The organism is Salinibacterium sp. SWN1162 (genome assembly GCF_015864675.1).
In the GTDB taxonomy this organism is placed as follows: domain Bacteria; phylum Actinomycetota; class Actinomycetes; order Actinomycetales; family Microbacteriaceae; genus Rhodoglobus.
In genome coordinates this window covers 596,880-615,558 of sequence record NZ_JADYWT010000001.1, presented here as the reverse complement: position 1 = coordinate 615,558, position 18,679 = coordinate 596,880, and the positions used below count along the sequence as shown (strand labels likewise).

At 63.2% G+C, this 18,679-nt stretch carries 16 protein-coding genes; 5 read left to right on the top strand and 11 right to left on the bottom strand.

All coding sequences use genetic code 11. The features are described from left to right. Positions 1-163 precede the first annotated feature (163 nt). From I6E58_RS02845 to I6E58_RS02830, 4 genes are all read right to left on the bottom strand, one after another. Positions 164-2,512 (bottom strand): DEAD/DEAH box helicase, encoded by a 2,349-nt coding sequence (locus tag I6E58_RS02845; protein ID WP_197130184.1) that lies wholly within the window; start codon positions 2,510-2,512, stop codon positions 164-166. A gap of 324 nt (positions 2,513-2,836) precedes the next feature. Continuing rightward, positions 2,837-3,985: a hypothetical protein gene (locus tag I6E58_RS02840; RefSeq protein WP_197130181.1), complete on the bottom strand. Its 1,149-nt coding sequence runs from the start codon at positions 3,983-3,985 to the stop codon at positions 2,837-2,839. 98 nt (positions 3,986-4,083) lie between these two features. After that, on the bottom strand, positions 4,084-7,239 hold the full coding sequence (locus I6E58_RS02835; RefSeq protein WP_197130178.1) for an efflux RND transporter permease subunit: 3,156 nt from the start codon (positions 7,237-7,239) through the stop codon (positions 4,084-4,086). 179 nt (positions 7,240-7,418) lie between these two features. Then, complete coding sequence (locus I6E58_RS02830) at positions 7,419-8,840, bottom strand: PLP-dependent aminotransferase family protein (RefSeq protein ID WP_197130175.1); 1,422 nt, start codon at positions 8,838-8,840, stop codon at positions 7,419-7,421. 61 nt (positions 8,841-8,901) lie between these two features. On the opposite strand from I6E58_RS02830, the gene I6E58_RS02825 reads away from it, so the two are divergent. Beyond that, positions 8,902-9,549, top strand: a complete 648-nt coding sequence (locus tag I6E58_RS02825) for a YitT family protein (RefSeq protein WP_197130172.1) — start codon at positions 8,902-8,904, stop codon at positions 9,547-9,549. Between the two features lie 88 nt (positions 9,550-9,637). Here I6E58_RS02825 and I6E58_RS02820 read toward each other — a convergent pair whose 3' ends face one another. After that, positions 9,638-10,279, bottom strand: a complete 642-nt coding sequence (locus I6E58_RS02820; protein ID WP_197130169.1) for a hypothetical protein — start codon at positions 10,277-10,279, stop codon at positions 9,638-9,640. 125 nt (positions 10,280-10,404) lie between these two features. Here I6E58_RS02820 and I6E58_RS02815 point away from each other — a divergent pair, with 125 nt between their 5' ends. Further along, complete coding sequence (locus tag I6E58_RS02815; RefSeq protein WP_197130166.1) at positions 10,405-10,800, top strand: CrcB family protein; 396 nt, start codon at positions 10,405-10,407, stop codon at positions 10,798-10,800. After that, the gene (locus tag I6E58_RS02810) at positions 10,797-11,174 is read left to right on the top strand and encodes a CrcB family protein (protein WP_129072372.1); all 378 of its coding nucleotides are present in this window, start codon (positions 10,797-10,799) and stop codon (positions 11,172-11,174) included. Before I6E58_RS02815 ends, I6E58_RS02810 begins: the two co-directional genes overlap by 4 nt. A gap of 42 nt (positions 11,175-11,216) precedes the next feature. Here I6E58_RS02810 and I6E58_RS02805 read toward each other — a convergent pair whose 3' ends face one another. From I6E58_RS02805 to I6E58_RS02795, 3 genes are read right to left on the bottom strand one after another with little or no spacing between them, the layout of a single operon-like run. After that, on the bottom strand, positions 11,217-11,834 hold the full coding sequence (locus I6E58_RS02805) for a phosphoribosylanthranilate isomerase (protein ID WP_197130163.1): 618 nt from the start codon (positions 11,832-11,834) through the stop codon (positions 11,217-11,219). Further along, positions 11,834-12,727, bottom strand: a complete 894-nt coding sequence (locus I6E58_RS02800) for a carbohydrate kinase family protein (protein ID WP_197130159.1) — start codon at positions 12,725-12,727, stop codon at positions 11,834-11,836. Before I6E58_RS02800 ends, I6E58_RS02805 begins: the two co-directional genes overlap by 1 nt. 13 nt (positions 12,728-12,740) lie before the next feature. After that, entirely contained in the window at positions 12,741-13,652 is a 912-nt protein-coding gene (locus I6E58_RS02795) for a pseudouridine-5'-phosphate glycosidase (RefSeq protein WP_197130156.1), read from the bottom strand. Between the two features lie 127 nt (positions 13,653-13,779). Between I6E58_RS02795 and I6E58_RS02790 the strand changes: the two genes are divergently transcribed. Then, on the top strand, positions 13,780-14,673 hold the full coding sequence (locus tag I6E58_RS02790) for a LysR family transcriptional regulator (RefSeq protein ID WP_197130153.1): 894 nt from the start codon (positions 13,780-13,782) through the stop codon (positions 14,671-14,673). Here the strand turns inward: I6E58_RS02790 and I6E58_RS02785 are convergent, their stop codons facing one another. Next, positions 14,674-15,795, bottom strand: coding sequence for an NAD(P)-binding domain-containing protein (locus tag I6E58_RS02785; RefSeq protein WP_129072377.1), 1,122 nt, complete (start codon positions 15,793-15,795; stop codon positions 14,674-14,676). Positions 15,796-15,954: 159 nt separating this feature from the next. Here I6E58_RS02785 and I6E58_RS02780 point away from each other — a divergent pair, with 159 nt between their 5' ends. Then, the gene (locus I6E58_RS02780) at positions 15,955-16,185 is read left to right on the top strand and encodes a DUF3073 domain-containing protein (protein ID WP_129072378.1); all 231 of its coding nucleotides are present in this window, start codon (positions 15,955-15,957) and stop codon (positions 16,183-16,185) included. Positions 16,186-16,304: 119 nt separating this feature from the next. On the opposite strand, the gene I6E58_RS02775 is transcribed toward I6E58_RS02780, so the two are convergent. Continuing rightward, positions 16,305-17,699, bottom strand: coding sequence for an aminotransferase class V-fold PLP-dependent enzyme (locus I6E58_RS02775; protein ID WP_197130150.1), 1,395 nt, complete (start codon positions 17,697-17,699; stop codon positions 16,305-16,307). A gap of 71 nt (positions 17,700-17,770) precedes the next feature. Continuing rightward, entirely contained in the window at positions 17,771-18,679 is a 909-nt protein-coding gene (locus tag I6E58_RS02770; RefSeq protein WP_197130147.1) for an EamA family transporter, read from the bottom strand.

Here is an 18,679-nt window from a genome sequence, read left to right as displayed (position 1 = left end):
CACTGGAGACGGCGTGGCCCGTTTCAATCGCTACTTTACTCCGCAGCGAGAGCCCGGTTCTCCGCCCAGCAACAGCGACCGAAGAAACGCAGAAAGCCCCGGATGCCGACCACGTGAGCGGGGCATCCGGGGCTTTCGTGTGCTCGGGTGAGCGGGGTGCTTGTTAGAGCGCGGCCAGCTTGTCGACGAACGAATCACCGGGCGCTACGTCGACCGACTCTGCATCGATCTCGGCGCGGCCGAGGAGCTCGTCCATCTTGCGACGACGGTTGCGCGGGATGAGCGTCACGACGGTTCCGACCTTGCCGGCACGACCGGTACGGCCAGCACGGTGCAGGTACGTCTTGTACTCCTCGGGAGCGTCAGCCTGAATAACGAGGCTGATGTCATCCACGTGGATGCCGCGGGCTGCAACGTCTGTCGCGACGAGCACGTTGACCTTGCCACTCGTGAGCATCTGCAGGTTGCGAGTACGACGCGACTGGTTAAGGTCACCGTGAAGGCTCGTGGCGGGGGTACCACCCATGCTCAAGAACTCAGCCATCTCTTCAGCGAACGCACGCGTGCGGGTGAAGACGAGAGTCTTGCCCGTACCGGCAGAGAGCTGCTTGATGATGGCGCGCTTGTCGCGCTGTTCGATGAGCAGAACCTTGTGGTCGATCGTTGATGAGGCCTGGTCTTCACCAGCAACCTCGTGCACGGCCGGGTCAACCAGGAATTCCTTGACGAGCGTGGCAACACCCTTGTCGAGAGTTGCGGAGAACAGCAGCTTTTGTCCGCCTTCGCTGGTCTCGCGCAGGATGCGCTGAACGGGCTCGAGGAACCCGAGGTCGCACATGTGGTCTGCTTCGTCGAGAACAGTGACCTTCACCTGGCTGAGGTCGAGACGACCCTGCTCGATGAGGTCTTCAACACGGCCGGGGGTCGCGATGATGACATCGACACCACGGGTGAGGGCAGCAACCTGCTTGTACTGAGGAACGCCACCCACGATGGTCGTGGTGAACAGGCCAACGCTGCGAGCGATGGGCTGAATGGTGCGGTCGATCTGTTGAGCAAGCTCACGGGTCGGAGCGAGGATGAGGGCGCGCGGCTTGCGGCCCATCTGACGATCCTTGCCACCATTGTTTTCCATGAGGCGCTCCACGAGAGGCGCACCGAAAGCGATGGTCTTGCCCGATCCAGTCTTTCCGCGGCCGAGAACATCCTTGCCGGCGAGAACGTCGGGGATGGTCGCTGCCTGGATGGGGAATGGCGATTCTGCACCCATGGACGCGAGCTGACGCGAAATGTTCGAGCCGATACCCAGGTCAAGGAAGGTCTTACCTTCTACATCGCTGGCGGTGACTGCCTTCGCTTCGAGACGCTCAAGAACAACATCTTCTTGCAGCTCGTGCGAGGACTTCTCGTCACGGTTCGGGTAGTAGGAGCTTTCGCGACGCTCGCTGTGCTGCGGGCGGTCGCTGCGGTCACTGTATGACGGACGGCTGCCACGGTCGGGACGGTCGCCGTACGCGGGGCGCTCCGTGCGCTGGGCGCGATCGTTGTAGGCAGGGCGTTCCGTGCGCTGGGCACGGTCGTTGTACGACGGGCGCTCGGTGCGACCAGCGGATGCTCCGCGGTCACCGTACGAGGGACGCTCGGTGCGCTGAGCGCGATCGTTATACGCGGGACGCTCTGAACGCTCGGGGCGTGAGCCACGGTCGTTGCGGTCGTTGTACGCAGGGCGCTCAGTGCGCTGAGCACGATCGTTGTACGAGGGGCGCTCAGTGCGGTCGTTGTACGACGGACGGCCACCACGCTCGGGGCGGTCACCGTACGAGGGACGCTCGCTACGACCAGCGGAAGCACCGCGATCGTTACGGTCGTTGTACGACGGGCGCTCTGAACGACCGGCGTAACCGCCACGCTCGGGACGGCCACCACGGTCAGGACGGTCACCGTACGAGGGACGCTCGCTACGACCAGCGGAAGCACCGCGATCGTTACGGTCGTTGTACGACGGGCGCTCTGAACGACCGGCGTAACCGCCACGCTCGGGACGGCCACCACGGTCAGGACGGTCACCGTACGAGGGACGCTCGCTACGACCAGCGGAAGCACCGCGGTCGTTGCGGTCGGGACGGTCACCATAGGAGGGACGGCCTCCGCGCTCGGGGCGCGAGTCGCGCTGCGGGCGGTCGCCGTAGGCACCGCGTTCGTTGCGCTGGGGACGGTCGCCATACGAAGGGCGGTCGTTGCGGTCGCCGTGCTCGGGGCGTGCACCACGGGCAGGCTTCTCACGAGGAGTCCAGTCGGGACGGCTGTCGCCGCGGCCGCCGCGAGCGGCGCCGGAGCGGTTGTCGCCGGTACGAGCGGCACGGTCATCCGCACTCCACCGGCGCTTGGGGGCTTCGCCCTGGTCAGGGCGGAATCCGCGGTGACCTTCGCTGCGTGAACCGCCGCGCTTGGGAGCACCAGAGTTGAAGTCGCTATTGCCACGTCCGGTGGCAGGCTTATTGAATTTAGGCATTGTTCTTTCCGGGTTGTTCTTAGATGGAACACATCTAGTGCGTGGAGCACGCGCGCACGCCAACACTCGCCGATGTAATTAGCTAAAGGTTGACTAGCTAGCCATCAATTGATTTGAGTGTTCGTACGCTGCACTACTGAACCCGGGCAGTCTTTGACCGAGGCCGTCACATACATTCGTGTGATTGTCACCAGTTGGATGGACTGGCAAACCGGCCCGCAAGACTTACAAACCCATACGCGAGATTTCGCGCTGTCTTGAGCCGACTCAGCCACTTTAGTGCATGAGCCGCTAGATAGCGAGAGCGCGCCGGATGCCCGCGCTCTACTTGAGGCGGGAGTTGACCGCGAACTGCAGCGCGAAGACATCAAGCTGCTCTCCAACGGGAGCAAGCCACTCGCCCACTTCGCGCAGCAGCTCCTCGGGCGTGACAAGCCGCACGGCATTGTTGGGCTCGCACGCAATCGTGAGCGGAGCATCCGCCAGCCGGTGCACGACAGCCCACGACTTGGTCACCAATTGAGGCCGATCGGCCGCAAGACGCTGTTCAGCGATCGCGGTAGTGACGTTAATGTGTTCGTCGATCTTGCCGTCGCGCACCACTCGGCCCCACGCATCCAGAGCATATTCTCCCGGCGCCCACAGCAAGGAATCGATGAACGCGACCTGGTTGCCGGCGACAACCGCGTGCCCAACATGCGCCGTGCGAGACCCCGGAACTTCGAGACCCTGAACGACCGTCACGGCCGGCATGCGGATGAGCTGTTCGAGCAGTGGCGCCGTCAGCCGCTCGGCGACAGCGAGGCGACGTTCGAGCTCCCCCGAGTTCGCGTCGACCATGACGGGCGCGCTGGCAAAGTGGCGCTCGCGTTGCCCGTGAGGAAAGACGGCTCCCATCGCAGTAAGTACGGTCGAGCGCCAGCGCGTGAAGCTGCTGACCTGGTCGGTTATCTTCACCCAGACCACGATCGAGAGCGCGACGAAAACTGCGGCGACGACGAGGGATGGCAGGTTGGCAAGCTGCGGAATTGTCGAAAAAGCGAAGGCCAACTCGGGATCAAAAACGATGGCGAGCACCGTGGTGATCGCCGCTAACACCGCAGAAACGACAAAGAAGAGGAAGAACAAGCGTGCAGCACCCACGGCGAGATTGAAGCGAGCCATCGTTACTGCCGCGACAGCGATCACGAGTTGAGCGGCAATCACGCCAACAACGAGCTGACGATTCAACTCGGTAGCGCTCGTCGCCAAGTACTCGAAAAAGTACGTGCTGGCACCCACCAGCGCCACCACGAGGAACAGCGCAAAAAGCACGTGCGTGGCGACCGTCAAGGGCGCGACTTTCGGGGGAATTGTTGGCCAGATAGTGGAGCTTGATGCCCACGATTTCTGCGCCCAACTGAGCGTTTCTGTGCGTACCATCGGCACCGGAATCTGCTGTCCCAGTGCGCTGCTTCCCCCAGCATCGATCATGAAGTAATCCCCATTTCCCCCAGACCAGCTTAAAGCATCTGGGGGAAATGGGTTCGAACGGTGAGGATGCGCCGCGAACTGCCGCGGACGGCTGCCGGTTACTCGGCGGGAGCCGCTACCGAAGTCTCGCGACCGGCCTTCTTGGCGGCACGCCGACTCTTGCGATCCGTTCCCGCTGCTCTCTTGTCTTCGCGGCGCTCCTTGGCGCCTTCAACGACGTAGTAGAGAACCGGAAGAACCACGAGCGTCAGAACCGTCGAGGAGAGCAGTCCGCCGATAACGATGATGGCGAGCGGCTGCGAAATGAAGCCGCCCTGACCGGTAACACCGATACCGAGCGGGAGCAGAGCGAAGATCGTGGCGGCAGCCGTCATCAGAATCGGGCGGAGTCGACGTGACGCGCCCTCAATGATGGCGTCGTGCGCCCGCATGCCCTTGACCCGGTACTGGTTGATGAGGTCAACAAGCACGATCGCGTTGGTCACGACGATACCGATCAGCATCAGCACACCGATGAGCGACGCGACACCGAGCGGGATGCCTGAGATCACCTGAAGCGCAATAGCTCCCGTGGCCGCGAACGGCACCGACACGAGCAAGAGCAGCGGCTGGCGCAGGCTCTTGAAGGTCGCAACCATCACGACATAGACGATCAGAATTGCAACAAGCAGGGCAAGGCCGAGCTGTTGGAATGCGTCCGTCTGCTCGGTGGCAACACCACCGAGTTCAGCCGATGCACCGGCGGGCAATTCTGCTTCGTCAACAGCGGTCGCGACCAGGGCGGATGCCGTTCCCACGTCGTCGCTACTCGGCGTCACGCTCAGGGTTGCGCTGCGCACACCCTTCACCGAGGTGATGCTCGCGGGGCCGTCTTCGACGGAGACCGTTGCGACGTCCGTCAGCGGAACGAGTCCGGTCGCACCGGGGATCTCGAAGTCTTGCAACTCCTCGATCGTGGTGGGGGCGAGGTCGTTGAGAATGTAAATCGACAGCGTCGATTCGTCGATGACGGCGCTACCGACCGCGTTCGGGTTCATCGCGCCCGTGACAATTCCGCCCACCGCGATCTCGCTGAGGCCGAGCTTTGCGGCCTTGTCGCGATCAACGACGATCGAGATAAAGGGCTGCTGCTCTGAGAGGTTGCTGGTGGCCTCGGCGACGACGTCGAGGTCACGTACCTGCTCGAGCAGGGCATCCGATGCTTCACGCAGTTCAGAGTCGCTAGTGGCGGTGACGTTGATCTCAATGTCGCTCGAAGCGAAGCCGCTGGAGGCGGCGGCAAGGGTGATCTCGCCGGCATCCTCGATACCAGCGACAGCGTCGCGCACATCTTCTTGCAACTGAGTCTGGTCGAGATCGGGGTCTGTCGTGAGCGAGAACGCGTTGGCGCCACTGCCCGAGAATGCGGCCCGCAGCGAGCCGCCGCTGGAGCCGATGGAGAGCTGCACGGTTTCGATACCGTCGAGGTCCATCAGAACCTCTTCGACCTTCTTGGCCGCGTCATCCCGAGCTTCAAGGCTGGCGCCGAGCGGCAAGGACTGGTTGACCGTCAACGTGTTCTGGCCACTGTCGCCGATGAAGTTCGTCTTCATGAACGGGATCAGCGCCACGGTACCGCCGAGCAGCAACACTGCAGCGAGCAGCGTCGCCAGCGGGCGCTTCAGCGTCCACTTGATCACGGGCAGGTAGCCGCGCTGCAGGGCGTTGGTCTTCTCTTCCTGCGGCAGGCCGGCAGCGTGGGCGTGCTCGACGGCAGCCTCTGTGTGACGCGGCGCGACCTTGTTGCCAAGGAACCAGTAGGCCAGTACCGGCACGATTGTAAGAGATACGAAGAGCGACGCGGCAAGCGCGATGGCGGTCGTCAGCGCGAACGGGCGGAACAACTCTCCCGTGATGTCGCCGACAAGGGCAAGGGGCAGGAACACCGCAATAGTCGTCACGGTGGATGCCGTGATGGCTCCCGCAACTTCCTTCACCGCGTTCTGAATGGCCTGCAGCTTCGGCTCTCCCATGGAGACGTGGCGCTTGATGTTCTCGATAACAACAATCGAGTCATCCACCACTCGACCAATCGAGATCGTGAGTGCTCCGAGGGTGATGATGTTGAGCGTGTAACCCGAGACCTGCATACCGATGAAGGTGATGAGCACGGATGCCGGAATCGAGATCGCCGTGACGAGCGTCGAACGAATCGACAGCAAGAACACCAGAATCACGATCACGGCGAAGACGAGGCCGAGCAGACCTTCGGTCGTGAGGCTATCGATGGACTCTTGGATGAAGGGCGCTTGGTCGAACACGACGGTGAACTGAGTGTTGCTGCCGAGGGCGTCTTCGAGCTCGGGGATCGCTTCGAGAACGGCTTCGGAGACAGAAACCGTATTGCCGGCGGGGCTCTTGGTAATCGCGATTGTCAGTGCGGGTTCGCCGTTGACGCGCGAGATGCCGGTCGCGGGGTCGTCGATGACCTCGACGGTAGCGACGTCAGAGATCGTGACGACATCGGTGTTCGAGCCACCGAGCAGCGGCAGTTCGGCAACGCCGTCCGCTGTCGTGATTCGCTGGCCGGCCTGCACCGTGAGGGTCTGACCGTCTTCGGTAATTTCACCAGCGGGCAGCAGCACGCCATTGTCATCGAGAGCCGAGAGGATGTCTTGGTTGCTCAGACCGTTGATGAAGAGTTCGTCTTGGTCGGGAGTGATAACCAGGCGCTGAGTGGCGGTTCCGAGCAAGCTAGCGTCGCTGACGCCATCCAACTTATTGAGCTCAACAAGGGTGGAGGCTTCGAGCTTGTTCGAGAGTTCGAGAGGGTCGAGGTCGCTCGATACGGCGATCTGCACGACCGGCAGGTCGGTGAAGTTGAAAGTGAAGACTTGGGTATCTGCCGAATCGGGCAGCTGGCCCGAGATGCGGTTGATGGCGAGCTGAATCTTTTGCTCGGCGGTGGCAATGTTGGTGCCGTACTCGAACGATGCCGAGATGTTGGCGAAGTTCGAGTTTGAGGTTGCGGTCGTGGACTCGAGCCCTTCGACGCCCTGAATGGCGGCTTCGAGCGGCCCCGCGAGGTCCTTATCGACCACCTCGGGTGATGCGCCCGGGTAGGTCGAGACGATGAAGATTTGCGGCAACGACAGCGACGGGATCAGTTCCTGCTTGAGCGACGTGAGAGCCACGCCACCAAAAATTCCGATGACGATCGTGACGAGCGCGATCAGAGCGCGGTTACGCAAGGAGAAAACGGAGAGCAGATGCACGAGGGAACTTTCGTTGCTGTTAAACGCGGGCGCGGTCGTAAAACCACTTCTTGGTTAAATCAATTCTCTCAGCACGCTCAGTATTCCGCGTACTCTCGCGAGATTACATCTGCGTAAAACCTGCCGGAGGTTGGCGGCCTCGCAGGCAGGCGAATTCCCGCCCTCTGGCTCGCAGAGCGTTAGACGACGTTCGCGAACTCGCTGCTGGCCGGCGAGAACGGATGCCGCATCACGGTCGACCAGGCTGCGGCGAGCGCCGAGACGCCCTGTTCCAATTCTGCGGACCCCATGCTGAACGGAATGCGGAGGAATCGCTCGAACGCGCCATCCATCCCGAAGCGCGGACCGGCGGCGATCACGAGTCCTTCATTGCGTGCAGCAAGTACGAGTTGTGAGCTCACGGGTTGGCCGAGGTTGATCCACGCGGTCATTCCGCCCGGGGTGTGCGGCACCTGCCACGACGGCAGTTGCTCGGCGAGGAGGGAGGAGAGGTGCTCGCGGCCGGCGCGAAGAGACGTGCGCCGAGCATCCAGAATCATCGGATAGCTCTCAAGAATGTTGGTGACGACGAGCTGTTCGAGCAGCGGGGTGCCGAGGTCACCGGCGGAGCGAGCACGAACGAGTTGGCGGATGGTGGCGTGGTCGGCGCGGATCCAGCCGGTGCGCAGTCCACCCCAGACTGTCTTGCCGACCGAGCCCACCGAGATGGCATTGCCGTGTGCCGCGAAGGGCAGTCGGCTGCCGGCGCCATCGAGGTCGAGTTCGGCCATCGTCTCGTCGGCAATCACGGCCGTACCGTGTCGCGCTGCGAGCGACAGCACCTTCTCACGCAACTCGTCAGGCATCGATTGGCCCGTCGGGTTGTGAAAGTCGGGCATGAGATAGGCGAGCGAAGGGCTCGTGCGCTGGATGGCCTGCTCGACGGCGATGGCATCCCAGCCGGTCTCGGTCGAGACCCCGACCGGAACGAGGCGAGCGCCGGCCGCCCGCAGCGCATCGAGGGCGTGCGGGTAACTCGGGTTCTCCATGAGGGCACGGTCGCCACGCGACATGAGCGTGCGAGAGATGAGCGCGATGGCGTGCTGCGCGCCGAGCGTCACCATGATTTGGTCGGGGCTCGTGGGCAGACCGCGGTCGGCGTACCGCTGAGCGATCGCCTCCCGCAGTACAGGGATACCCACCGGGTCGAAACCCGACTCCCCCAAGTACGCCGGCAATTGTTCTGCTGCTCGGCGAGACGCCTCGATTACTTCGGGAGCCGCCGCGATCGTCGACTTACTGAAGTCGAGCATCTGAGGGGCGGCGGGATCGGGAATCAGGCTGGCACGATGAGGCAATTGGGCAACGCTGCCCGATCCGCGCGTACTCTCGACATACCCGCCCTCGCGGAGAGCCGAATACGCGGCTGTCACCGTGGTGCGGCTCACGCCGAGAGCGAGCGCCAACTCCCGTTCAGCCGGCAGGCGCGTTGAGGTCAGGATGCGGCCATCCATGATGAGAAGTCGGATGCGGTCGGAGACGGCCAGATAGGCAGCATTGGCTCCGGCGGCACGCCACTCGCCCATCATGACGACCAATGCACGGGCCGAAAGGCTATTCATGAGGCCACACTAGCCCGATTGGCCTCTTGCTCCGAGTCCAATTTCGTAATTGGATGCTTTTATGACTCCCCGCCTCACCATGACGCGACGCATCGCGCAGCTCGGCTTCGGCCTGTTCTTCTACGGCTTCGCCATTGCGCTCATGATTCGTGCGGAAATCGGAGTGGCCCCCTGGGATGTTCTTGGCCAGGGCGTCTCGCTCAGCACGGGAATCCCCTTTGGCTTCGTCACCAACATCATTGGCCTCATCGTGCTTCTGCTGTGGATCCCGATCCGCCAGAAGCCCGGCATCGGCACCGTGTTCAACGTCGCCCTCGTCGGGCCCAGCGCCCAGCTCGGGTTGTGGATGCTCCCCGAAATCGAAGGACTCGCCCTGCGCATCCTCGTCTTCGTCGCTGGCCTACTGCTCCTCGGCATCGCCACGGGGCTCTACCTCGGGGCACGCTTTGGGCCGGGGCCGCGGGATGGCCTGATGACGGGCATCCACCACCGCTACGGCGGCAAAATCTGGATCGTGCGCAGCAGCATCGAACTCGTCGTACTGACCATCGGCGCAATCCTCGGCGGCAACCTCGGCTGGGGCACTCTCGCGTTTGCACTGCTCATCGGCCCGATCGTGCACTTCACGATTCCGCGGCTCATGGTGCCCGCTGCCGTCTCGGCAGAAACAGCAGTTCCGGAGCCGACCCCCGACGTCGCCGTCAGCTAGCCACTCTTGCTAGCCGCTGTTGCTATCTCCGAGCGCTCTCACCGGCGCAGCAGGTTATGCCGCAAGCGTTATTCGCCGCAGCAGCGCTCTACTCCGTGAAGCGCACGGGAACGTAGACATCCTGAACACGGTCATTGAGCGCCGTGTGGTCGTTACGCGTGAAGATGCCGCATTCGTTGGTGATGCAGTCGGCGTCTTCGCCGAGCGGGTCTCCCAGCTCGAGATACGCGGTGAAGGTGCCGGTCGCCGTGTCGTCATAACTGCGAGCGCCGAAGAGTCGCCACGCCCAGTCAGCATTGATCCAGTTACTGGGAGCCCACTGCACCGTGCCCTCCGCAACGTTCTCTTGCTGCTGGCTCGGTACGCCGCCGATGCAGGGCCCCGGCTTGTCAGCAGGCGTTTCGGGGATGACGCACACGGCAACGTAGACACCTTGAGTGCCGTCGTACCCGGTTCCGGTCACGACCACCCGCTCATCGCGAACGAGCGCCTCGGTGTCGATCGGTTCGCCATTTTCTCCAGCAAGAGTCAACGTGCGGGTACGACCGTCATCGCCCTCGGCAGTGACCGACAGCGGCCATTCTCCGTCGACGAGCTGCTGGCTCGATTGACCCGCGCTCTCGTGCGTCAGAATCGGCACGACGATGATCGCAATGGGCACGAGGAGCGCCACGACAACAGCAAGCACAATCCACGGCCAACGACGGCGGCGCGCAGCAGTTCGGGTCATGGCTTCAGTCTAGGACTGTGCGGGGCATCGCCGAGCGGGATGGATGACGCGGAGCATCCGCCAATTGCCCTAGGGTGATCGTGTAGACGGCACCCGCTTGAGCATTGGCCCACGAAAGGCAGCACATGATTCGTGAAATAGCTGCTGTCGCGGTCGGCGGTGCAGTCGGCACTGGGTTGCGCTTCTCCCTTGACTTGGCGTTCGCCACGAACGACGGGCTCTTCCCTGTCTCCACCCTGATCGCCAACATTCTGGGCAGTTTCGTTCTCGCCCTTGTCGTCGCCGAACTCTGGGCGCCGTCGCCGGCCTGGGCTCGTGCCGGTCTGGGGGCTGGGCTCCTCGGCTCGTTCACTACCTTCTCCGCGCTCGCCGTGGCCGCCGTTCACCTCATCGGTGCCGATCAGTGGCTACCCGCCGTCATCTACGTCGCAGCCACTCTCGTTCTTGGTCTCACCGCTGCTGCTTTCGGACTCTATCTGGGACGCGCTCGACAGAGCCGCCCCGACCTGGTGAACGAATGACGGCCGGCGTGGTTTTTGCGATCCTCGGTGCGGGTGCCATCGGGGCAGTGCTGCGCTATCTGACGGCGCGCGCGTTCGCGTCGCACAAGAGATTTCCCTGGGCCGTTCTTGTCGTGAACGTTGTCGGTTCAGCGCTCGGGGGCACCCTCGCCGGGCTGGCGCACCTCGGCACCATCGACGCGAACCTCGAAATCATTCTGCTCACCGGGCTGTGCGGTGGCCTCACGACCTTCAGCACGCTCAGCGTAGAGACGATGCAAAACGTGTCGCTGAAGCGGATGCGGGTTGCCGTGATCAGCGTGCTCGCGAACCTGGTCGGCGGCATCGGCGTCGCGGCCGCAACCTACTTCGGGTTGATCGCGCTAGCTTCCTAAGCCGAGCGGCTAGCGCCGTTGATCCCCCGCACCGAGCGGGCGCTAGGCAGAACGAGCAGCAGCAATAAAGTCGCGGATGCGCGACACATCCTTCACGCCGCGACTCGCTTCGACGCCGCTGGAGACATCCACCCCGCCGGGCTGCAGCGTGCGCACGAGTTCGGCGACGTTGTCGGGCGTGAGCCCACCGGCGAGAATCCAGGACTCCGGCAGAGCGGTGCCCTCCAGAAGCGCGGGATCGAAGGTAGCGCCAGCACCGGGCTCGACGGCATCGATCAGGAGCCGGTCATCCGCTCGCAAATCCCCGGCGAGACTGCGGCGGCGATAGTCCTCTACTGAGATCGCCCGAATTGTGCCGAAGCCCTCGGCGCGCAGCCGGTCGAAGTCAGCATCACTTTCATCGCCATGCAATTGCACGGTCGCGACGCCGGCACGGCGAGCGGTAGCGAGCACCTCGTCAATCGGCTGGTTGCGAAAAACGCCGACGGTCTCGATCCGCGACGGCAACCCCTGCGTGAGCGCGAGCGCCTGTTCGTGAGTCACGAGACGCGGGCTGCCGGGAGCGAAGACGAACCCGATCGCATCGGCACCCGCCTCGGCTACCGCCAGGGCGGCATCCGGCGTACTGATGCCACAGATTTTCACAAAGAGAGAAGTCATTACTCGTCGATTTTAGACGCTGCTCCGGATGACGCTCCCGGCGAAGCCAACACGAGGGCTGCGGAAGCGTGACCGCCCACGCACGCCTTCTGCAGGTCTCGGCTGGCGAGGTACGAGGTCAAAAACCCGGCGGCGAAGGCATCGCCAGCGCCCGTGAGATCGCGAACTTCAGGAACCGGCGGCACAGCTACCTCCATCACCGTCTGCCCTGGCTCATGCACGATCGTGGGCGACGCTCCCGCTTTGGTGACGATGATCGTGTTCGCTAGGCGCGCGGCCACAGCTCCGGTGTGGCCATCGACGACCATGCCGAGGCAGGCCATCTCGCTTTCGTTGCCGATCAAGAAGTCGGGATTGAGATCGACCATGAGATCAAGAAAACGGTCGACACCAAACTGCGCCAGCATGCCAGTCGAGGAGACGTCGATCGACACCAGAATCCCCCGCTGCTTCGCACGACGAATTACATCGATCACGGTTTCACCGACGGGCGCTCCGTTGAAGGAGTACGCCGAAACGTGCAGCAGTTCGAGACCGTCGAGCCACTCATCCGGAACCTCATCGAGCATGGTCGACGCAGCACGATTCGGAATCATGCTCCGTTCACCATCGTGATCGATCAGGATGATGACGGTGCCGGTGACGTGCTTGCGCTGTACCCGAACATCAACGCCCTGAGCCTCGAGCCCTTCCACGAGCGAGGTGCCGAGGTTATCGTCTCCCACACAGCCGATGAATCTCGTCGGGCCAAGTCCGCCTGCGAAACTTGCGACGTTCGCGCCGCTACCGCCGCGGGTGTGAAAAATTTCGGCCGCCGTATCGGTGCCATGCCTCAGCGGTTCCGCCAGCCAGACGACAACGTCTTCAACGAGGTCGCCGATGATTCCAAGCACGAGGGGTTCGCCGCTAGCGGGTGAGCGCCGTGGCGATGAGTCCGCCGAGAGCAACGTTGCCGCGGTAGACCTCAACGTTGACGTCGAGACTGACACCCTTGGTGTCCTTCTGGATGAAGTCGAGAAGGAACGGCGTCGCAGCGTTTCCGCTGATGCCCTGCTTGTCGGCTTCGGCCCAGGCGCGGGCGAGGATGTCGTCGAGCTGATCTGGCGGAAGCTGCTTGTCGGCGGCAACCGGGTTGGCCAGCAATACCGACTGTGGCAGCCCGAGCTCGTCGCGGGCGTTCACGACCGCGGCTACTTCTTCGGGGGTGTCTACCGAGTAGCCGATACTGAATCCCGAGTCAGTGACGTAGAACCCCGGGTACTGGGTGGTGCCGTAACCAATGACGGGAATGTTGAGGGTTTCGAAGCGCTCGAGGGTGGCGGGGATGTCGAGAATCGACTTCACCCCGGCACTGATGACGAGGATCGGGATCTGCGCGAGCGTGGTCATGTCGGCAGACTCGTCGAAGGTTTCGGAGGCTCCGTGGTGCACGCCGCCGAGGCCGCCGGTCGAGAAGACCTTCACCCCAGCGTGGTGGGCGAGGAAGGCGGTGGCGGCAACTGTGGTGCCGCCGTGGATGCCGAGCGCCCGAACGACGGGAAGGTCGCGCAGGCTGGCCTTGGCGATCTTGTCGGTGTTCGAGAGTTCCGTGATTTGTTCGGTGCTGAGACCGACCGTCGCTACGCCGTTGAAGACACCGACGGTGGCGGGCGTCACGCCTCGGGCGCGCAGCCCGGCTTCTGCTTCGAGAGCAACATCAAGGTTGCGCGGGCGAGGGAGACCGTGCGTGAAGATGGTCGATTCGAGGGCGACCACGGGGCGGTTCTCGCGAACCGCATCCTGAACTTCCTGGGAAACGTGAATGACGGGAGTAGACATAGTCCATCTCTTTCTTCGCTGGTGCTCGTCGCTGAGGCTTCGCCGGAGGCGCGCTGGTGCTCCAACCGTAGCCAGTCGATTGCAAAGAAACCAGAAAGAGTGGTGGCAGTTTAGATAGCCTTAGCCTATGAAACTCACGTTGCGTCAGGTGGAGATTTTCGTTGCCGTGGCCGACGCCGGGCACTTCGGGCGGGCCGCGGATGCACTGGAGATCTCGCAGCCGACCGTGAGTCAAGAAGTGAGTCGCCTCGAACGCGCTCTCGGGGTTGCCCTCCTCGACCGCTCGGGCCGCTCTGCCACCCTCACGGACGCCGGTGAAGCGATGGCGACCGAGGGTCGCCAGCTGCTCACGCACGCGAATCACGTTATTCGCACCGTGCAGCTATACGAACCCAGCCGCGTTCGCACGGCCCGTATCGTCGCGTCGCCGAGCGTGGTCAACCGACTCCTCCCCGCCGTGATCAGTCGGGCCGAGCAGAGTCTTTCAGCTGTGCGCATCGAAGACGTTCTCGTCGACACGGGCGGCGTCTCCACCCGCCTCGAGAGCGAACACGCCGACATCGGCCTCGGCCGTTTTCTGGATGCCACCGAGGGCTACGAGACCGAAGTGATTGTGCGCGAACAGGTCTTCGTCGCTCTCAGCCGCAAGCACCCGCTAGCGGGTTCCGCCCAGCTCGAACTCCCCGAGCTCGGCGATCTGCCGCTGCTGCTGTGGCCGCGCGAGCAGAACCCCGCCTACTTCGACTACCTGCTCGAGATCTGCACTTCGCGAGGGCTTACTCCGCTGCTTCTCGTGAGCCCGCCCCGCATCGTCGGATCGCGACTGTACCTTCTGTCAGAAGCCCGCGCCTTCTCGCTCGTCTCCGCTGCGCTCGTTGGCCATTTGCCCGAAGACCTTGTGGCAATTCCACTCGCGCAGCCAGCAACACTGGCACTCGAAATGCAGTGGCGCGCGAGCGACAACCGGCCCCAACTCAGCGAGCTGCGCGACCTCATTCGCGCGGTGGCATCCGCGGGCTAGCTAACGCCCGTTCTTCATGGCTTGAATCTTGCTGAGCGTGGCAATGGCCTGGCGGGCGATCATCCGCCCCGCTCGGTTGGCACCGATGGTGGATGCCTGCGGACCGTACCCGGCGAAGAAGACGCGCGGGTCCTTCCACGCAACACCCTGACCGACAGCAATGCCGCCCTCTTTTTCGCGCAGCTTCAGAGGAGCAAGGTGGCGTAACTCTGGCCGGAAACCGGTCGACCAGATGATGGCATCTGCCTGCTGGAAGGCGCCGTCTTTCCAGCGCACTCCGCTCGGTTCGATACTCGAGAACATGGGGCGCGGCGTGAGAACGCCACGTTCAATGCCGGCTTGGATGCGGCGGGTGCGGGGAACGCCCGTGCCGCTGACGATGCTGGGCAGTACGCGCCCGGCCCGCGCTGCTTCATCCTGCACGAGCACCGCTTCTTTGCGCGCTTCAAGATTGAGGGGGCCGTCTTCGAGGAAGTCGATCGGGCGACGACTGACCCAGGTGAGGTTCGAGGCGAGGTTCTCGAGTTCGAGCAAGAAGCCGATCGCCGATGTTCCGCCGCCCACGACGACCACACTCTGATCGGTGAATTCGCGAGCGCTGCGGTATTCACTCGTGTGAAGGTGACGGCCGTCGAACGATTTGAGGCCGGGGTACCAGGGAATGAACGGAGCACCCCACGTGCCGGTCGCATTGATGACGAGCATCGTGCTGACCGTTTTGGTCTCTTCGCCGTCGAGCGAGAACGTGACGTTCAGGTGCTCGCCGAAGTTATCGACGGCAAGGACATCCGCATTACGAACGACCTGCAGCCCGTAGTGATCTTCGTAGGCCCGGTAGTAGTCGGCAACAACTTTTTTGGCGGGCATGTGACGGTCTGCGGTTTCAAAGCTCAACCCGAGCTCGTCAAGGCCCGGCAGATCATTGATGCGATGGGCCGAGCCAATGCGCAAAGCTTCCCAGCGATGCTGCCACGCTCCACCCGCTCCAGGACCGCGGTCGAGCAGCACAAAATCGTTGCCGGGGTCGAGACCGAGTCGCCGCAAATAGAAGGCAACAGAGAGGCCCGCTTGGCCAGCACCGATCACGACAACGGAGGTGTCAGTTTCAGTGGTGGATGTCACGCGCTAACGTTACCCGCCCAAACGCTCCGTGTGCACCGTGAACCCAGACCTTTCTTTCTTTCTTGCGTGCTAAACTTCAGGTTAGTTTTCATCCATCCCTGTTCGCTCGTTCGCTGGCCACCGTCAGCGCACCGGGACAGACGTATGAGGGGGTCTCGCATGGGACGCGGCCGTCAAAAGGCAAAGCACACCAAGGTTGCTCGGGATTTGAAGTACTTCAGCCCTGACACCAACTACGGCGCGCTCGCTCGAGAGTTGGGCGGTTCAGAAAGCACTGTCCCGGTTTCCGAAGACAGTGAGAAATGGCCGGAGTACTCCGCTGGTGATTCGTACAGCGATAAGTACGACACCGAAGACGATGAAGACGACGACGAAAGCCGTAGCGCCTAATAGGCCATCTTCACCGCAACGTTTTATAGCAAAGGCGAGCATCTAACCCCTCGGGGCCGGATGCTCGCCTTTGTCGTTAAGGCCTGATCGTGAGAAGCGCTGAGCGTGCTTCGCAGCCGCTAGCTCTCGCGACTCCAGCTCACCAAAGCCGGAACAGCATCTTCCGCAAATCGTTCGTAGTCATCTGCCGTGTTGTAGGCGTGAGCGGAGAGACGAAGGTAGCCGGTGTCACGGAACGACGTGATTTGGGTTTCGAATCCCAGCTCGTCGGTGATGCGTTGACGAAGGTTCAGTGCATCTGCATGGTTGGTCACCATGGTGCCGGGCAGCCGCAACAGGCGCATTCCGGGCGCTGGCGCTCCAACATCGACGCGCGACTCTTCGCCTGACGCGGCGTCGAGCGCATCGGCAACGACATCGGTCGAGTATTCGAGAAGCGACTCGATGTACGTGCGGATCGCGTCCCACCCGATGCGAGCTTCGAGACCCGTGATCGCGTCCACACTTGCGAGGTAGGGCGTGTAATCGAGGGTGCCTTGGTGGTCGAAGCGTGCGGGGAACGGCTCATCCATGCCCCACGAGTCGATTACCGGGTACAGCTCTTTCGCGAACTTCTTCTCGGCGACGAGCACCGCAGCGCCACGAAAACCACACGCAAACTTATGCAGGTTTCCGACCCACGCGGATGCCGTGACGCCTTCTGCAGGCCGGCTCTGTACGCCCGGCGCATGGGCTGCGTCCACGAGCAGGGGAACTCCGTGCTTCTTGGCCAGCTCCGCGAGCGCCGCGACCGGAAACTCGCGCGCCGTAGCGGAGGTGGAAGCGTCGATGATGAGGCCTGCAGGTTTTTGGGCGAGCGCCTTGCCGAGCACGGTCACGATCTGCTCCGGTGAAGCATCCAACTCGATGGGCACCGTGCGCACCTTGGCCCCACGCTGGCGGGCTTCACGCTTGGCCGAGAATGTGACCGCTCCGTAGGCGTGGTCGGTGATGACGACCTCGTCGCCCGGCTGGAGCTGCAGTGCGCGAATGGATGCCGTCATGCCGGCGCTGGCGTTGGGCACGAAAGCGAAGCGGTCGGCATCCACTCCGATGAAGTCGGCGAGGGCGGCCCGGGCATTCGCCACTCGTTCGGGCGCAGCGCCGAACCAGCGCTGGGGTGCGGCTTCAGTTTCTTGCAGGTACGCAAGGCGACGTAATTGAGCGAAGACGGGGACGGCGCCGTAGGAGCCGTGGTTGATGTGACGCCAGCGCGAGTTGAGGCTCCAGAGCGCGGCGGCGGGTGAGCCGTCTCGCGCGAGGAGGGGGTCCGGGCGCGAGTTGTCGCCCTCGGCTTCGGTGCCCTCGGCGGCATCCTCGGAGTCACTCTCGTGTACAGCATCTTCGGCTGCGGAGTGATCCTGCTGGTCATCTCCCGCAGGATGCTGCTCGTCGAGTTCTGCGGGGTGCACGTCGGCAGCATTGTGGGCGTCGCGTGCGTTGTCAGCCGAGGGTTCGGGCTTCTGAGTTGCCATAGCGCCCATTCAAGCGCACGGCACCGCCATTCGCCTTCGTGGCACCCGGGGACTCGCGAAATGCGGCCTCGCTACGACGATTGTTGGCGGCGTTTTCGCAGGCTTCGACCGAGCACACCCGTGGTGATGGCGACGCCGAGAAGCAGCATCACTCCGCCGACTACTTCGATCACCGTCGGAACCTCACCAAGCGCCAACCACGCGGTCGTCATGCCGATCGGTGGAACCAGCATCGTGAACGGCACGACGGCGGATGCTGCATGCCGGGCGAGCAACGTGTTCCAGATGCCGTACCCGACCAGGCTGGCGAGCCACGCCGTGTAGGCAGTGGAGAGCAGCTGCGGAACGGTGAGGTGAGTGAGGGCGAAGCCGACGGCATCCGCCCCATTGATGACAAAAGCGAGTGCAAGCATCGGAATCGGCACGACCAGGGCCGACCAGACCGTGAGCGAAAGCCCCGCGAGCGGTGAGGATGTCGCGCCGCTTCGCCCGACCCGACGCGCAATCACGTTGCCGATCGCCCAGGACGCTGCGGCGGCCACGGTCACGAAGAAGGCGAGAACGGGTGTCTCGACGCCGCGACCGCTCCCCACGACAACAAGGCCGGCTGCCCCGAGGGCGACGCCAACGAGTTGACTGCGCGTGGGAGTTTCTCGCAGGGCGAGAGCTGCGAAGACAACGGTGAGTACGACCTGCGCTTGCAACACGAGCGAGGCGAGGCCTGCCGGCATCCCGATCGCGAGCGCCGTGTAGAGCAGGCCGAACTGCCCCAAACTCATGAATGACCCGATGAGCACGACATCGCGAAAGCGCGACTTGGGGCGCGGCACGAAGAAGATCGCGGGAACGATTACGACCAGGAAGCGCAGCGCCAGAAACAGCGTCGGCGGCATGCCTTCGAGGCCGACGTCGATGACGACGAAGTTGAGCCCCCAAATGATGGCGACGAGCACCGCAGCGAGGATGGAACGAAGGGGCAT

Coding starts and splice junctions, on each gene's coding strand:
- I6E58_RS02845 (WP_197130184.1), bottom strand. CDS start 2,512: ATGCCTAAATTCAATAAGCCTGCCACCGGACGTGGCAATAGCGACTTC.
- I6E58_RS02840 (WP_197130181.1), bottom strand. CDS start 3,985: ATGATCGATGCTGGGGGAAGCAGCGCACTGGGACAGCAGATTCCGGTG.
- I6E58_RS02830 (WP_197130175.1), bottom strand. CDS start 8,840: ATGAATAGCCTTTCGGCCCGTGCATTGGTCGTCATGATGGGCGAGTGG.
- I6E58_RS02825 (WP_197130172.1), top strand. CDS start 8,902: ATGACTCCCCGCCTCACCATGACGCGACGCATCGCGCAGCTCGGCTTC.
- I6E58_RS02820 (WP_197130169.1), bottom strand. CDS start 10,279: ATGACCCGAACTGCTGCGCGCCGCCGTCGTTGGCCGTGGATTGTGCTT.
- I6E58_RS02815 (WP_197130166.1), top strand. CDS start 10,405: ATGATTCGTGAAATAGCTGCTGTCGCGGTCGGCGGTGCAGTCGGCACT.
- I6E58_RS02810 (WP_129072372.1), top strand. CDS start 10,797: ATGACGGCCGGCGTGGTTTTTGCGATCCTCGGTGCGGGTGCCATCGGG.
- I6E58_RS02805 (WP_197130163.1), bottom strand. CDS start 11,834: ATGACTTCTCTCTTTGTGAAAATCTGTGGCATCAGTACGCCGGATGCC.
- I6E58_RS02795 (WP_197130156.1), bottom strand. CDS start 13,652: ATGTCTACTCCCGTCATTCACGTTTCCCAGGAAGTTCAGGATGCGGTT.
- I6E58_RS02790 (WP_197130153.1), top strand. CDS start 13,780: ATGAAACTCACGTTGCGTCAGGTGGAGATTTTCGTTGCCGTGGCCGAC.
- I6E58_RS02780 (WP_129072378.1), top strand. CDS start 15,955: ATGGGACGCGGCCGTCAAAAGGCAAAGCACACCAAGGTTGCTCGGGAT.
- I6E58_RS02775 (WP_197130150.1), bottom strand. CDS start 17,699: ATGGCAACTCAGAAGCCCGAACCCTCGGCTGACAACGCACGCGACGCC.
- I6E58_RS02770 (WP_197130147.1), bottom strand. CDS start 18,679: ATGCCCCTTCGTTCCATCCTCGCTGCGGTGCTCGTCGCCATCATTTGG.